The sequence below is a fragment of the Tersicoccus mangrovi genome (assembly GCF_036881825.1).
Taxonomy (GTDB): Bacteria; Actinomycetota; Actinomycetes; order Actinomycetales; family Micrococcaceae; genus Tersicoccus; species Tersicoccus mangrovi.
In genome coordinates this window covers 396,572-411,343 of sequence record NZ_JBAJMW010000004.1, presented here as the reverse complement: position 1 = coordinate 411,343, position 14,772 = coordinate 396,572, and the positions used below count along the sequence as shown (strand labels likewise).

At 71.7% G+C, this 14,772-nt stretch carries 10 protein-coding genes; 5 read left to right on the top strand and 5 right to left on the bottom strand.

Going from position 1 to position 14,772, the window contains the following annotated elements; genetic code table 11:
• Positions 1-169 precede the first annotated feature (169 nt).
• From sucB to V6N00_RS10360, 3 genes are all read right to left on the bottom strand, one after another.
• The gene (gene sucB, locus V6N00_RS10370; protein ID WP_334232106.1) at positions 170-2,044 is read right to left on the bottom strand and encodes a 2-oxoglutarate dehydrogenase, E2 component, dihydrolipoamide succinyltransferase; all 1,875 of its coding nucleotides are present in this window, start codon (positions 2,042-2,044) and stop codon (positions 170-172) included.
• A gap of 56 nt (positions 2,045-2,100) precedes the next feature.
• A complete protein-coding gene (gene lpdA / locus V6N00_RS10365; protein ID WP_334232104.1) occupies positions 2,101-3,486 on the bottom strand; it encodes a dihydrolipoyl dehydrogenase in 1,386 nt (461 codons plus the stop codon).
• A 98-nt stretch (positions 3,487-3,584) separates the two neighbouring features.
• Positions 3,585-5,171, bottom strand: a complete 1,587-nt coding sequence (locus V6N00_RS10360; RefSeq protein WP_334232102.1) for a leucyl aminopeptidase — start codon at positions 5,169-5,171, stop codon at positions 3,585-3,587.
• Between the two features lie 209 nt (positions 5,172-5,380).
• Here V6N00_RS10360 and V6N00_RS10355 point away from each other — a divergent pair, with 209 nt between their 5' ends.
• The 4 genes from V6N00_RS10355 to V6N00_RS10340 all read left to right on the top strand — a co-directional run bounded on the left by V6N00_RS10355 (position 5,381) and on the right by V6N00_RS10340 (position 10,940).
• A complete protein-coding gene (locus tag V6N00_RS10355; RefSeq protein WP_334232100.1) occupies positions 5,381-6,382 on the top strand; it encodes a proteasome assembly chaperone family protein in 1,002 nt (333 codons plus the stop codon).
• A 99-nt stretch (positions 6,383-6,481) separates the two neighbouring features.
• Positions 6,482-7,738: an MFS transporter gene (locus tag V6N00_RS10350; protein ID WP_334232099.1), complete on the top strand. Its 1,257-nt coding sequence runs from the start codon at positions 6,482-6,484 to the stop codon at positions 7,736-7,738.
• A 95-nt stretch (positions 7,739-7,833) separates the two neighbouring features.
• Entirely contained in the window at positions 7,834-9,201 is a 1,368-nt protein-coding gene (locus tag V6N00_RS10345; RefSeq protein WP_334232097.1) for a DUF4192 family protein, read from the top strand.
• A gap of 278 nt (positions 9,202-9,479) precedes the next feature.
• A complete protein-coding gene (locus V6N00_RS10340) occupies positions 9,480-10,940 on the top strand; it encodes an RNA polymerase sigma factor (protein WP_334232094.1) in 1,461 nt (486 codons plus the stop codon).
• Between the two features lie 212 nt (positions 10,941-11,152).
• On the opposite strand, the gene V6N00_RS10335 is transcribed toward V6N00_RS10340, so the two are convergent.
• Positions 11,153-11,377 carry a DUF7455 domain-containing protein gene (locus V6N00_RS10335; RefSeq protein WP_334232092.1) on the bottom strand — a complete coding sequence of 75 codons (225 nt, stop codon included), beginning with the start codon at positions 11,375-11,377 and terminating at the stop codon, positions 11,153-11,155.
• 181 nt (positions 11,378-11,558) lie between these two features.
• Between V6N00_RS10335 and V6N00_RS10330 the strand changes: the two genes are divergently transcribed.
• The gene (locus tag V6N00_RS10330; protein WP_334232090.1) at positions 11,559-13,670 is read left to right on the top strand and encodes a DNA gyrase/topoisomerase IV subunit B; all 2,112 of its coding nucleotides are present in this window, start codon (positions 11,559-11,561) and stop codon (positions 13,668-13,670) included.
• A gap of 58 nt (positions 13,671-13,728) precedes the next feature.
• Here the strand turns inward: V6N00_RS10330 and V6N00_RS10325 are convergent, their stop codons facing one another.
• Positions 13,729-14,766 carry a M56 family metallopeptidase gene (locus V6N00_RS10325; RefSeq protein ID WP_334232086.1) on the bottom strand — a complete coding sequence of 346 codons (1,038 nt, stop codon included), beginning with the start codon at positions 14,764-14,766 and terminating at the stop codon, positions 13,729-13,731.
• Positions 14,767-14,772: the final 6 nt, after the last annotated feature.

The window sequence follows — 14,772 nt, the reverse complement described above, 5'->3', positions numbered from 1 at the left end:
CGACCGGTCGGCCTGACGCGACGGTCTCCTGGCGAGGTTCTGAGGGCGACCGCGTGGCGCCGGTTTCGGGGGCGCGCAGCCCGTCGCCTGACCAGGCGTCAGGCCGGACACGCAGAACGGGGCGGGAGCGCCGCTGCGCTCCCGCCCCGTTCGTGGCGATGTCGTGCGATCAGAGCCCGAGGTCGGACTCGAATGCCCCCTCCTCGAGCCGCTGCTTGAGCGACTGCAGGAAGCGACCGGCGTCCGCGCCGTCGACCAGGCGGTGGTCGTAGGTCAGCGACAGGTAGCACATCGACCGGATGGCGATCGTGTCGTTGCCGTCACGGTCGGTCACCACCACCGGGCGCTTGACGATCGCGCCCGTGCCGAGGATGCCCACCTGCGGCTGGTTGATGATCGGCGTGTCGAACAGGGCGCCCACGCTGCCGATGTTCGTGATCGTGAACGTGCCACCGGACAGCTCGTTCGGGGCGATCTTGTTGGTGCGCGTGCGCTCCGCCAGGTCGGCGATCGCTCGTGAGATGCCCGCGAGGTTGAGGTTGCCGGCGTCGTGGATCACCGGGACCAGCAGGCCTCGGTCCGTGTCCACGGCGATCGCCAGGTGCTCGGAGTCGTGGTACTCGATCTCCTTGGAATCCGCGTGGAAGGACGCGTTGACCTTCGGGTGCTGCTTCAGCGCCTCGGCCACGGCCTTGGCGAAGAACGGCAGGAAGGTCAGCTTGACGCCCTCCTGGGCGACGAACTGGTCCTTGGCCCGCCCACGCAGCTTCGCGATGCGGGTCATGTCCACTTCCTGGACCTGGGTCAGCTGCGCGGAGACGTCCAGGGACTCCTTCATGCGCTGGGCGATGACCTGGCGGATCCGCGGCGCCTTCTGGGTGGTGCCGCGCAGTCGGGCGCTCTCCTCGGACACCGCACCGGACGCCGCGGCGGGAGCGGACGGAGCCGTAGCCGCCGGAGCGGCCTGGGCCGCCTCGGCCGCCTTCTTCGCCTCGGCCGCCTCGATGACGTCCTGCTTGCGGATGCGGCCACCGACACCGGTCCCCGTCACCGAGGACAGATCGACGTCGTGCTGCTGCGCCAGCTTGCGCACCAGCGGCGTCACGTAACCGCCGGCCTCGGCACCGGCCGCGGGGGCCTCCTGCTTCGGAGCCTCCTGCTTGGGGGCTTCCTGCTGCTTCGGGGCCTCCTGCTGGGCCGGCTCCTGCGTCGCGGGCGGCTGAGCGGCCTGCTGCGGCTGCGCCGGAGCGGACTCCTCCTGCTGCTTCGGCGCCGGGGCGGGCTCCTCGCGGTCACCGGACGGGGCAGCGGCGACGGGCTCGGCCTTCGCCTCGGCGGTCGCCGGCGCGCCGGAACCGGATCCGATCACGGCCAGGACAGCGCCGACCTCGACCGTCTCGTCCTCGGCAACCTTGATCTCCTGCAGCGTTCCCGCCACGGGGGAGGGGATCTCGGTGTCGACCTTGTCGGTGGAGACCTCCAGCAGCGGCTCGTCGACGGCGACATCGTCGCCCACGGCCTTCAGCCACCGGGTCACGGTGCCCTCGGACACGCTCTCACCGAGCGCGGGCAGGGTCACCTCGCTGCTCTCGCCTCCGCCGGAGCCGCCCTGCTGGCCGGCGTCGTCCTGGCTCGAGGCCTGCGGGGCGGACCGCTCCGGCGCGGACTCCTCGGGCGCGGACTGCTCCGGGGCCGCTTCCTGCTCGGCAGCGGGCTCGGTCTCCTGCTCGGCAGCGGGCTCGGTCTCCTGCTCGGCAGCGGGCTCGGTCTCCTGCGCGGACTCGCCGCCGGACGCGGCACCACCCTCGCCGGAGCCGATCCGCACCAGCGCGGCGCCGACCTCGACGGTCTCGTCCTCCTCGACGAGGATCTCCTCGATGACCCCGGCGACGGGGGAGGGGATCTCGGTGTCGACCTTGTCGGTGGAGACCTCCAGCAGCGGCTCGTCGACGGCGACCTCGTCGCCGACGGACTTCAGCCACCGCGTGACGGTGCCCTCGGTGACGCTCTCACCGAGGGCGGGAAGGCTGACGGTTTCAGACATGTCGTCCCCGTTTCTTCTGTGTACGAGTGATGTTCGCGTGGTGTGGGGGTGAGGTGTCAGCCGTGCAGCGGCTTGCCGGCCAGGGCCATCGCGGCCTCGCCGAGCGCCTCGTTCTGCGTCGGGTGCGCGTGCACCAGGGAGGCGACGTCCTCGGGGAACGCCTCCCAGTTGACGATGAGCTGCGCCTCGCCGATCTGCTCACCCATGCGGGCGCCGATCATATGGACGCCCACGATGGGGCCGTCCACCTGGCGCACGAGCTTGATCAGACCGGCGCTGCCGAGGATCGACGTCTTGCCGTTGCCGGCCAGGTTGTACTCCTGGATGGTCACCGCGTCGTCGCCGAACTTCTCCTTGGCCTTCGCCTCCGTCAGACCGACCGAGGCGATCTCCGGCTCGCAGTAGGTGACCTTCGGGATGTTGACGTCCTCGACGACGACCGGCTTCTTGCCGGCGATCTCCTCAGCGACGAAGATGCCCTGCTGGAAGCCGCGGTGCGCCAGCTGCAGGCCGGGGACGATGTCGCCGACCGCGTAGATGTTGCCGACGCCGGTGTGCAGCCGCTCGTTGGTGATGACGTAGCCGCGGTCCATCGTCAGTCCCGCCTCCTCGAAGCCGAGGTTCGCGGTGACCGGGCCACGGCCGACCGCGACGAGCAGCAGGTCCGCCTCGAAGGACTTGCCGTCCTCGAGGGTGGCCTTCACGCCGTTCTCGGTCTCCTCGACGCCGGCGAACCGGATGCCGGTGCTGAAGTCGATCTTGCGCTTCTTGAACGCCCGCTCGAGCTGCTTGACGATCGCTGCGTCCTCGTTGGGCACCAGCGAGGGCAGCGCCTCGATGATGGTCACGTCCACGCCGAACGAGTTCCACACGGAGGCGAACTCGCAACCGATGACGCCACCACCGAGCACCAGGGCCTTCTTCGGCAGGGTGTCCATGGTCAGGGCGTGGTCCGAGGTGATGACCTTCTTGCCGGTGATCTCCAGGCCGGGCAGGCTGCGCGAGTAGGAGCCGGTGGCCAGGACGATGTTCTTGCCGGTGTAGGCGGTGCCGTCGACGGTGACGGTGTCCTGGCCGGTGAGCTTGCCCTCACCCTCGATGACGGTGATGCCCCGGGACTTGATCAGCCCGGTCAGGCCGCGGAACTTGCCGGCGATGATGCCGTCCTTGTACGCGTTGACCGCGGGCATGTCGATCGAGTCGAACGAGGCCTTGACGCCGTACTTCTCCGCCGTCTTCGCGTTCTCGGCGATCTCCGCCGAGTGCAGGAGGGCCTTGGTGGGGATGCACCCGTTGTGCAGGCAGGTGCCGCCCAGCTTGCCCTTCTCCACCAGCCCGACCGAGAAGCCGAGTTCGGCCGACCGCAGAGCGGCCGCGTAGCCGGCGCTGCCCCCGCCGAGGATCAGGATGTCGAATGCCTGCGAAGCTGCCGGATCGGCCACGTGGATGCTCCCTCGCCTGTTCGTCCACCGAGCAGGGACCATCCCCTGCTCGGGCTGTCGTTTCGCGCTTCACCCTACTGTGGGCGCGCCATCCGACTCTACTCGCGCACTGCGCCGTGACGTGCCACGGACTCCGCCAGGGAGACGAGTGTGCGCACCCCCACACCGGTGCCCTCCTTCGGGGTGTAACCCCAGGCCCCACCCTCGTTGAAGGCCGGACCGGCGATGTCCAGGTGCGCCCAGGGCACGCGCTTGCCGTCGACCTCGGGGACGAACTCGTGCAGGAACAGTCCCGCCGTCAGCATGCCGCCGTACTTGCCGCCGATGTTGGCGATGTCGGCGACCGTCGAGTCCAGCCCGCTGCGCAGCTCGGCCGGCAGCGGCATCGGCCAGAACTGCTCGCCCACGGCGGCGGCCGCGTCGACGACGGCCTGCCGGGCGCCGTCGCTGCCCATGACGGCGCTGACCCGGGTGCCGAGCGCCACCATCTGGGCGCCCGTCAGGGTCGCGATGTCCACGAGCAGGTCCGGCTTCTCCTCGCCCGCGGCGACGAGACCGTCGGCGAGCACCAGTCGGCCCTCGGCGTCCGTGTTGAGCACCTCGACCGTGCGGCCGCCCTTGATTCGGATCACGTCCGAGGGGCGCTGGGCCGTCGCGGACGGCAGGTTCTCCGCCAGGCACAGCCAACCGGTCATGCGCACCTTCAGGCCGAGGTCCGCGGCGGTGAGGACGGCCCCGAGCACGGCGGCTGCTCCGGCCATGTCGGACTTCATCGTCGTCATGCCCGTCGGCGGCTTGAGGCTCAGCCCGCCGGAGTCGAAGGTGATGCCCTTGCCAACGACGGCCAGGTGGGCGCGGGCCCCCGAGGGCGCGTAGTCGACGCGGACCAGGCGCGGGCCGCGCGTGGAGCCCTGCCCGACGCCGGTCAGGCCGCCGTAGCCCTGCGCGGCGAGCTGCTCGTCGTCGAGCACGGTGACGGTGACCGGGCGGGACGCGGCGGCGGCCACGGCGGCGTCGGCGAACGACTCGGGGTACAGGTCCAGGGGCGGCTGGTTGACCAGCGAGCGGGTCAACCCGACGCCGCCGCCGATCGCCCGCGCGCGGTCGAAGGCCGGCCGGATCGTCCGGCCCGGAAGACCGGTCGGGATCAGGACGCGCTCGACGGGGGCGCGCAGCCCGGCGGCCGTCGCGTGACGGTAGGGCGTGTAGGCGTAGGCGCCGAGAGCGGCGCCCTCGGCGATCGCGGCGACGTCCTCGACGGTCGCGGCGGGCAGGCCGAGGACGACGGTGGCCGAGCCGGCCAGCTGCCGCACGGCCGAGCCGGCGGCCCGGCGCAGGGACTCCGCCCGGGCGAGACCGGCGTCCGTGAGCCGGCCGACGCCGGCCAGGGCCAGCGCGGACACGGACGGAATGCCGTCACCGGCGGGCAGGCGCAGCAGCTCGTCGGGCGAGCCCGAGGCGGCGAGGGCGGGCAGCGCGGCCTCGATGCGGGTGCGCTCCGCGGCGGGCAGCGGCCCGTCGAGGAGCACCGGGCCGTCGGCGCCCTGCGCGACGCCGAGCACGAGGACGTCCGCCCGGACGCGACCCAGATCCTCCCGGCACGCGTCGATGCGGACGGGCTCGGTGGGGAGCCCGGCGGAGGTGTCGGTGGTCTTGTTCTTCGCGGCCGTGTTCTTCCGAGCCATGGGGCTCCTCCTCGACGTGTCGGTGTCCGGTGCTGTCTCGATCCAATCACGGCGCACCGACCGAACACGCGGCGACCACCCGTCGCGGGAATGCGCCGTGCCCGTGCGAACGTTGAGGAAAGACAGGTGCACGACGGCGGAGCCGTCCGCGAGCGCCGAGAACAACGGTCACGGGAACCCGTCACCGTCGCGACCATCGAGGAGTCACCGTGCAGGAGCCGTCCACCCTCTACGAGGTGGTCTCCGACCTGGTCCACACCCCGCAGATCCGGGGTCTGAACCTCATCATGGGGTTGACCGGAGCCGCCGAGGCCGGTCAGGCCGCCGACCAGATCCGCACCGAGCTGCTCGACCGGCTCGAGCACGAACTCGTCATCGAGTTCGACGCCGACGCCCTCTACGACTACCGCGACCGCCGCCCCGTCATCTCCTTCGACGGCGACCACTTCGCCGACTACGAACAGCCGCGACTGCAGCTGCACGTGCTCAAGGACGAGATCGGCCAGCCCTTCCTCATGCTCAGCGGATTCGAGCCGGACTACCAGTGGGAGAGGTTCGCGAGCGCCGTCGTCGGCCTCGTCCAGCAGCTCGACGTGCGGCTGGTCAGCTGGGTGCACTCGCTGCCCCTGCCCGTCCCGCACACCCGGCCGCTCGCGGTCACGGCGCACGGGAACCGGCCGGACCTGATCGACGGCATCTCGGCATGGAAGCCGACCGCGCGGATGTCCGCGACCGTCGGCCAGCTGCTCGAGGTGCGTCTCGCCGAGGCCGGCAAGGACGTGGTCGGCTTCGCCGTGCACGTGCCCCACTACCTCGCGGAGGCGCGGTTCCCCCAGGTGGCCGTGACCGGGCTTGAGCACCTGAGCGCCGCCGCGTCGCTGATGCTGCCCTCCGACCGGCTGCGCGAGGCCGGCCGGGAGCTGGAGAAGTCGATCGACGAGCAGGTCGCCGCGTCCGAGGACGTGCGCGAGCTCGTGCACGGGCTGCAGCGCCAGTACGACGAGTACCGGCAGGGCCAGGAGCCGCGCCGGTCGCTGCTCGCCGGTCCCGATGGCGAGCTGCCCGACGCCGACGAGCTCGGCGCCGCGGTCGAGGCCTACCTGGCGACGATGGACGGCGACGAGAAGGACCAGCTGACCCTGGACACCCCGCCTGCCGAGTCCGACGAGCACGACGACGACGGCTCGGACGGCGACGCCCCGCAGCACTGAGCAGGAACACCGAGGGGCAGCACCGAGTGACCGGCGGCCGCGAGACCGTCAGGACGTCACGGTGCGGGACGCGGAGTTCCCGGCTGCGATGATGGCGGGGTGGGAACGCGTCGAGCCTGGGTCGTCTGGATCGCCGGGCTCGCCGCCTATGTGGTCGCCATCACACAGCGCACCTCCTTCGGGGTCGCGGGCGTCGCGGCGACCGACCGGTTCGACGCCACCGCGGCCGCCCTCTCCGCGTTCGCCGTCATCCAGCTCGTCGTCTACGCCGGTCTGCAGATCCCGGTGGGGGTGTTCGCGGACCGGTTCGGCTCGCGGGCGATGATCGCCGGGGGAGCGGTCCTCATGGCGGTCGGGCAGCTCCAGCTCGCGGTCGCCACCACGATCCCCACCGGGGTGTTCGGGCGCGTGCTCGTGGGCGCCGGCGACGCGATGACCTTCATCTCCGTGCTCCGGCTGGTGCCGCTGTGGTTCACGCCCGCTCAGGTGCCCCTGCTCAGTCAGATCACCGGCATCGTCGGGATGGGCGGCCAGCTGATCTCCTCGATCCCGTTCGCCGCCCTGCTCGGCGCCCGGGGCTGGTCCGCCGGTTTCCTCTCGCTCGCCGGCCTCGGGGTCCTGGCGGCCGCGATCGCGGCGGCGCTCGTGCGCAGCGAACCGCCCGGTGCCCGGATGCACCGCCACGCCCCGACGGTGCGGCAGACGGGCCGGGTGATCGCCGACGCCTTCGCCGAGCCCGGCACCCGGCTCGGCATGTGGAGCCACTTCACGGTCCAGTTCCCCGGTCAGGTGTTCATCCTGGCGTGGGGCTACCCCTTCCTCGTGTCCGCCCAGGGCGTCGCACCCGAGCGCGTGGCCGTCCTGATGACGGTGTTCGTGGTGGCGGGCGCCGTCGGCGGCCCCTTCCTCGGCCGGATCGTGGCCGTGCGGCCGCGCGTCCGTTCCCGTCTCGTGCTCGGCATCGCGCTCGCGATCCTCCTCGCCTGGACGACGGTGCTCGTCTACCCCGGCCGCTCCCCGTTCTGGCTGCTGACCGTCCTCGTCGTCGTTCTCTCGGCGGGCGGCCCGGGGTCGATGATCGGTTTCGACTTCGCCCGCGAGTTCAACCCGCCGCACCGGCTGGGCACCGCCAACGGCATCGTCAACATCGGCGGCTTCAGCGCGGCGCTGGTGAGCATGTACCTGATCGGCCTGGTGCTGGACGCGCTCAAGGCCACCGGCTTCTCCCACGGCGACCTCTACGCACTCGACTCGTTCCGGATCGCGCTGTGCGTCCAGGGGGTGCTGATCCTCGTCGGCGGCCTGGCACTGCTGCGGGTGCGCAGCCTCGTGCGGGGGCGCGCGGCTCCGGCCTGACGGTTCTCCCTCCCCAGCGGCCGGTCGCGATGCGGTTGTCCACATCCGGGCGGACGTCCGACCGCGGCACGGCGACGACGGCGCACCGTGGGGCCATGACGCCCTCACCTGCCGCCGCCATCCGTACCGCCGAGGACCTGCTCGCCTATGTGCCGCACGGGATCGGGCACTGGCCCCGTGAGAGCCTCGTGGTGCTGGCCGACTCCGGGGGAGCGGCCGGCGGCCTGCTGCGGCTGGACCTGCCGCCCCGGCGCACCGCGGCCGTCGGCGCGGAGATCGCCCGCTACGTGCACACCGTGCTGGCACCCGGATCGCCGCACGGCGTGTTCGTCGTCGTCTACACCGCGGCCCGACCCCGGCCCGGCAGCGGCCTGCCCGTCCTCGTCCACCGCCTCGTCCGCACGCTCGAACGCCTCGGCCTGGCGATCGTGGACTGCCTGTACGTCACCGACGACGGCTGGGGCCACGTCGACCGGGCGAGCGCCGACGCGCCGTGGTCCCGTCGCCGGCCGCTGGCGGACATCACCTCCAGCGTGCTCAACACCGAGCTCGTGTTCGCCGGCCACACGTGGGGGACGACGCCGGAGTCCGCTGTCCCGCCGGCCGGCACCGGCCCGGACGCCGAGGAGGTCAGGCGCTGGTCCGCGGTTCACGCTCCCGGCCCACGACCGGACCCGGCCGATCCCGCCTGGGTGCGAGCGATGGCGGGCGCATGGGAGGACGGTCTGACCGTCCTCGGAGCGGCATCCGACGGCCCGGCTCCACCGCTCGAGCCCGAGCTCGCCGGCCGGCTGCTGGCCGGCCTGCGGTCCCGCACCGTGCGGGACCTCGTGCTGTTCCAGAGTGCCGTCGGGCCGTCCCCGGTCATCGCCGATCTGCTCCTCGGGGCCGGCCCGGGTGCCGTTCCCGCAGAGGGTGCACCATCGCGGAGCGACCCCGAGCGAGATGGCCGCCACCCCGAGCCGGGACGGGTTCCCGGGACCGGCAGCGGCGACCTGCCGGAAGACCAGCAGCCCGACGGCGACCGTGCGAACGACCGGCTGCCGGACGATCTCGGGGCCACCGGCGGCAGCAGCGCGGCGGAGAGCTGCGCGCGCCAGGCACGGGACCGGGACGCCTGCCTGCGCGCCGGGGGCCTGCCGCTGCTCGCGTGCGTCATCACCGGCACGGTGGCGCTCGCGCCGGACTGGACGCGGCTGAACGCCGCCCACCGGCTGCTCGAGGCGCTCGCCTTCTACGCCGAGGGCGAGGCGCGGTGCGCGACGCTGACGCTGCTCGGCTGGATCGAGTTCGCCCGCGGACGGGGGTCACGGGCCCACCACTGCCTGGACGCCGCGCTGCTGGTGGATCCCCGGTACGAGCTGGCGCGTCTGTTCGACCGCTTCCTCGACCTCGGCCAGGTGCACGAATGGGCCCGGCACCGGTCGACGGCGTGGAAGGCCGACGGTCACGACGCCGCGTGAGTCGGCGCGTCGAGCGCCCGATGTGCCGTCCGGGAAGCTGTCGTGTCACAATGGACGGACGACCCTTCGAGTCCGTTCAGCCGCATCCGCGGCACCCAGCACGATGCTCCCGTTGCTCCCTCTCCCCACCGCACACCGGTGGCCCGGGGAACATTCCGGGGAGTACCGGTGTTTGAAGGAGCAAGACCCTTCAAGTGCGCCCGTGCGACGGACTTGACAGGGTCATAGTGGTGTTACCCAGTCTCGGGGCGCCGCGGACAGTCTGCGAAAGGTTTTCAGTGTCACCGGCGAAGAAGTCCAGTACCGCATCCGACGAGACGACGGCCACCCTCACCGAGGAGCGGGCCGCTCGCACGCCTGCCCGGAAGAGCGGCACCACGAGCAGGACCGCCGCCAAGCCGGCCGCGAAGTCCACCGCCGCCAAGACGGCCACGGCCGGCACCGCGAAGAAGACGACCACCCGGAAGACCGCCGCCGCGAAGTCGACGACCACCAAGCGCGCGACGACCCGGAAGAAGACCACGGCCGCGGACGAGGACCAGAACCTCGAGACCGCGGGCGAGGACACGATGGAGGACTCGGAGCCCGTCGAGACGGACCTGGACGCCGAGGCCGAGGCCACGGTGCCCGAGGACGACGAGGACGACTCGCGGCCCAGCGACAACGACGCGACCACCTCCGACGACGAGAACGGTCAGAGCTCCACCGCGAACGGCACCGCCGCGAAGCGCGAGGAGAGCACCGGCACCGGCTTCGTCTACTCGGACGCCGACGACGACGACGCTCCCGCCGTCCAGGTCGTCTCCGCCGGGGCCACCGCGGACCCGGTCAAGGACTACCTCAAGCAGATCGGCAAGGTCGCGCTGCTGAACGCCGAGCAGGAGGTCGAGCTCGCGCTGCGCATCGAGGCCGGCCTCTACGCCGAGCACAAGCTCGTGGACCTGCAGGCTGACGGCGCCGGCAAGGCGCTGGACAAGAAGTTCGAGCGCGAGTTGAAGTGGATCATCCACGACGGCAAGCGGGCCAAGAACCACCTGCTCGAGGCCAACCTGCGCCTCGTCGTCTCCCTCGCCAAGCGCTACACCGGCCGCGGCATGCTGTTCCTGGACCTGATCCAGGAGGGCAACCTCGGTCTCATCCGCGCGGTCGAGAAGTTCGACTACACCAAGGGCTTCAAGTTCTCCACCTATGCCACCTGGTGGATCCGGCAGGCGATCACCCGCGCCATGGCGGACCAGGCGCGCACCATCCGTATCCCCGTCCACATGGTCGAGGTCATCAACAAGCTGGCCCGCGTCCAGCGGCAGATGCTGCAGGACCTCGGCCGGGAGCCCACCCCCGAGGAGCTCGCGCTCGAACTGGACATGACCCCCGAGAAGGTGGTCGAGGTCCAGAAGTACGGTCGTGAGCCGATCTCGCTGCACACCCCGCTGGGTGAGGACGGCGACTCCGAGTTCGGCGACCTCATCGAGGACTCCGAGGCGGTCGTTCCCGCGGACGCGGTGAGCTTCACGCTCCTGCAGGAGCAGCTGCACTCGGTGCTCGACACGCTCTCCGAGCGCGAGGCCGGCGTCGTCGCGATGCGCTTCGGCCTGACCGACGGCCAGCCCAAGACCCTCGACGAGATCGGCAAGGTCTACGGCGTGACCCGCGAGCGGATCCGCCAGATCGAGTCCAAGACCATGTCCAAGCTGCGTCACCCGTCGCGGTCCCAGGTGCTGCGCGACTACCTGGACTGAGATCCCGCGCCGTGCATACCCGGACACGCAGGAGGCCCGTTCCCGACAGGGGAGCGGGCCTCCTGCGTTGTCACCGTGCGACGTCGCCACGCGGCCTGCGCTGCCGCCCGATCTGCGGCGTCGACCGGACACGCACGAGGCCCGCCCTCCGAACGGAGAGCGGGCCTCGTGTCAGTCTGTCGGTCCGGCGGGCGACGGTGTCGCCGGTCGGCTCAGTCCTCGGACGCCGTCGCGGGTGTCTCCCGGAGGCGGTCCGTCTCGTCCTGCCACGACGCGGCCAGGGGCCGCAGACGGGCCTCCACCTTGCGCGCGTGGTGCGCACAGAACGCCAGCTCGCCCCCGGAGGATTCGAGCACGACGCGGACGTACGCCTGCGCCCCGCAACTGTCGCACCGGTCCATGGCGGTCAGTTCCCGGTCTGCCACTGCTGTACTCATCGCTACCTCCTCGCTGGATGCTGTACTCCATACAACCACCCGCATGGCCCGAGTCATCTCAACCGCGCCACTCTTTCGCTGACCGCGTACCGGGTGTGCCTGCCCGGGAAGGCCCGCACGCTGGCCTAGGATCGAGAAGCCGGGCCCCGGCACACCCCCCACGAAAGGGAACCAGGATCACGTGACTGCGCAGCGCTCGGAATACAACGCCCGGCACCTGTCGGTGCTCGAGGGGCTGGAAGCCGTGCGCAAGCGACCCGGGATGTACATCGGGTCGACCGACTCCCGGGGCCTCATGCACTGCCTCTGGGAGATCATCGACAACTCCGTCGACGAGGCCCTCGCCGGGTACGGCCAGTCCATCACCGTCATCCTGCACGCGGACAACTCCGTGGAGATCCACGACGAGGGCCGCGGCGTCCCGGTCGATATCGAGCCCCGCACGGGCCTGACCGGCGTCGAGGTCGTCTTCACCAAGCTGCACGCCGGCGGCAAGTTCGGCGGCGGCTCCTACACCGCCTCCGGCGGCCTGCACGGCGTCGGCGCCTCCGTCGTCAACGCCCTCTCCTCCCGCTTGGACGTCCAGGTGGACCGTGGCGGCAAGACCTACCAGATGTCCTTCCGCCGCGGCGAGCCCGGCCGCTTCACCGACCGCGGGCCCCGCCCCACCGCCGACGCCGTCTTCGCCCCCTTCGACGAGGCGACCACCCTCGACGTCGTCGGCAAGACCAAGCGCGGCGTCACCGGCACCCGGATCCGCTACTGGGCCGACCGGCAGATCTTCACCCCCGACGCCCGATTCAACTACGACGAGCTGATCACCCGCGCCCGGCAGACCTCGTTCCTCGTGCCCGGCCTGCGGATCACGATCCGCGACGAGCGCCGCGTGCCGGGCACCCCCGGTGAGCACGGCGTCGCGGAGGAGGTGTTCCAGCACGACGGGGGCATCGCCGAGTTCGCCGACTACCTCGCGGTGGACGCGTCCGTGACGGATACGTGGCGCATCCACGGCAGCGGCTCCTTCACCGAGACCGTGCCCGTGCTCGACGAGAGCGGCCACTCCCGCATCACGGAGGTCACCCGCGACTGCGAGGTCGACGTCGCCCTGCGCTGGGGTATCGGCTACGAGACGACGATCCGCAGCTTCGTCAACATCATCGCCACCCCCAAGGGCGGCACGCACCAGGCCGGCTTCGAGCAGGCGCTGCTCAAGACGTTCCGCAAGGCCGTCGAGACCAACGCGCGGCGCCTGAAGGCCGGCAACGACAAGGTCGAGCGCGACGACGTGTTCGCCGGCCTCACCGCGGTGCTGACCGTCCGCCTCGCCGAGCCGCAGTTCGAGGGCCAGACCAAGGAGGTGCTCGGCACCTCGGCCGTGCGCGGCATCGTCTCCCGGGTGGTCGAGAAGGCCCTGACGGCGAAGCTGACCTCGACCGCGCGGGCCGAGAAGACCCAGGCCAACGCGCTGCTCGAGAAGATCGTCAACGAGATGAAGTCCCGCGTCTCGGCCCGGCAGCACAAGGAGACGCAGCGCCGCAAGAACGCGCTCGAGACCTCCACCATGCCGGCCAAGCTCGCCGACTGCCGGGTCAACGACGTCGAGAAGTCGGAGCTGTTCATCGTCGAGGGCGACTCCGCGCTCGGCACCGCCAAGCTCGCCCGCTCGTCGGACTACCAGGCGCTGCTGCCCATCCGCGGCAAGATCCTCAACGTGCAGAAGGCCTCGATCGGGGACATGCTCTCCAACGCCGAGTGCGCGGCACTGATCCAGGTGGTCGGCGCCGGATCCGGGCGGACGTTCGACCTGTCGGCCGCCCGCTACGGCAAGGTCATCCTGATGACGGACGCCGACGTCGACGGCGCCCACATCCGCACCCTGCTGCTCACCCTGTTCTTCCGGTACATGCGCCCCATGGTCGAGGACGGCCGGGTCTACGCGGCCGTGCCCCCGCTGCACCGGGTGGAGATCGTCAACCCGGGCGGCAAGGCCAACGAGACGGTCTACACCTACTCCGACGCCGAGCTGCACCGCGTGCTCGCGGGCCTGGAGAAGTCCGGGCGCCGCTACAAGGAGCCGATCCAGCGGTACAAGGGGCTCGGGGAGATGGACGCCGACCAGCTGGCCGAGACCACGATGGACCCGCGGCACCGCATGCTGCGCCGCGTGCGCTACCAGGAGGCCGCGACCGCCGAGACGGTGTTCGAGCTGCTCATGGGCTCCGACGTCGCCCCGCGCAAGGACTTCATCGTCGCCGGCGCCGCGTCGCTGGACCGGGACCGCATCGACGCCTGAGCGCCGAGCATCATCACGAGCGGCGCCCTGAGAAGGGGTGTCCTGACGCGAGCCGTCCTCAGGCGAGGAGGGCCGCCGGGGCGAGGACGAGCACGAGTGAGATCAGCCCGACGACGACCCGGGGCAGGGACCCGAGCGGTGCCGGGGGTCGCAGCAGCCGCGTGACCCGGGCCGGGGTGACCCGGCGCGGCGTCGCCATTGCATCGGCCTCCACGCCGTCCACCCGCACCACGGGGTCGACGGACGCGACGCGCTCGGCCTGCGTGCCCGCGGTGGCACCGGTCGCCCGCGAACCGGTGCTCCCGGAGGCGCCGCCGACGATGGCGATGGCGCGCACGAGGGTCGTCCGGTCCACGGTGTGGAGGGCGTCGTCGTCGGCCAGCATCTCCACCAGGTCCGTGACCGCACCGAGCGCGAGACGCGACGTCGGCAGCCAGGGCAGCGACGAGCGCCACGCGGCGAAGGCGAGCAGCAGCAGGTGGTGGTGCTGGGTCAGGTGGGCATGCTCGTGGGCGAGGACCGCGTCGAGTTCGGCCGGAGCCAGGGCCTGCAGCAGCCCGTCCGAGAGCACCGTGACGGACTTGGTGCCCCCGGGCAGGCAGTAGGCCAGGGGAGTGGGGTGCTCGACGACGAGCGTGTTGTCCTGCACGGCGCCGTCCCGCACCGCGCCGTACCCCGTGTCGTCCTGCTTCGCGGGCCGCCCGAGCAGACGCAGTGCGTCGCGGTGCGCGCGCCGGCGCTGGCTGATCCGCCGCCACGTCAGGGCCAGGGTCAGCAGCAGGTGGCCGCCGAGCAGCACCGCCGCGCACAGGGCGAAGACCGAGACGACGCCCAGCGTCGTGCTCAGGTCGATGCCGTGGTCGACGGCGTCGAGCACGGACGAGGACGCGGAGAGCAGGTCGTGCCCGGCGGGGGCCAGTCCGAAGGCGAGCAGGGCGCCGATCATGCACATGCCGCCGGAGAGCGCGATCGCCTGCCACAGCACGAGTGCGAGCGCCGGGCTGCGGGCCGTCCATCGCGCCCGGACCAGGATCATCGGCACCGGCCACGCGAGCAGCAGGGCCAGCAGCCCGAGGATCAGGCCGGTGCGGACCATGTCGAC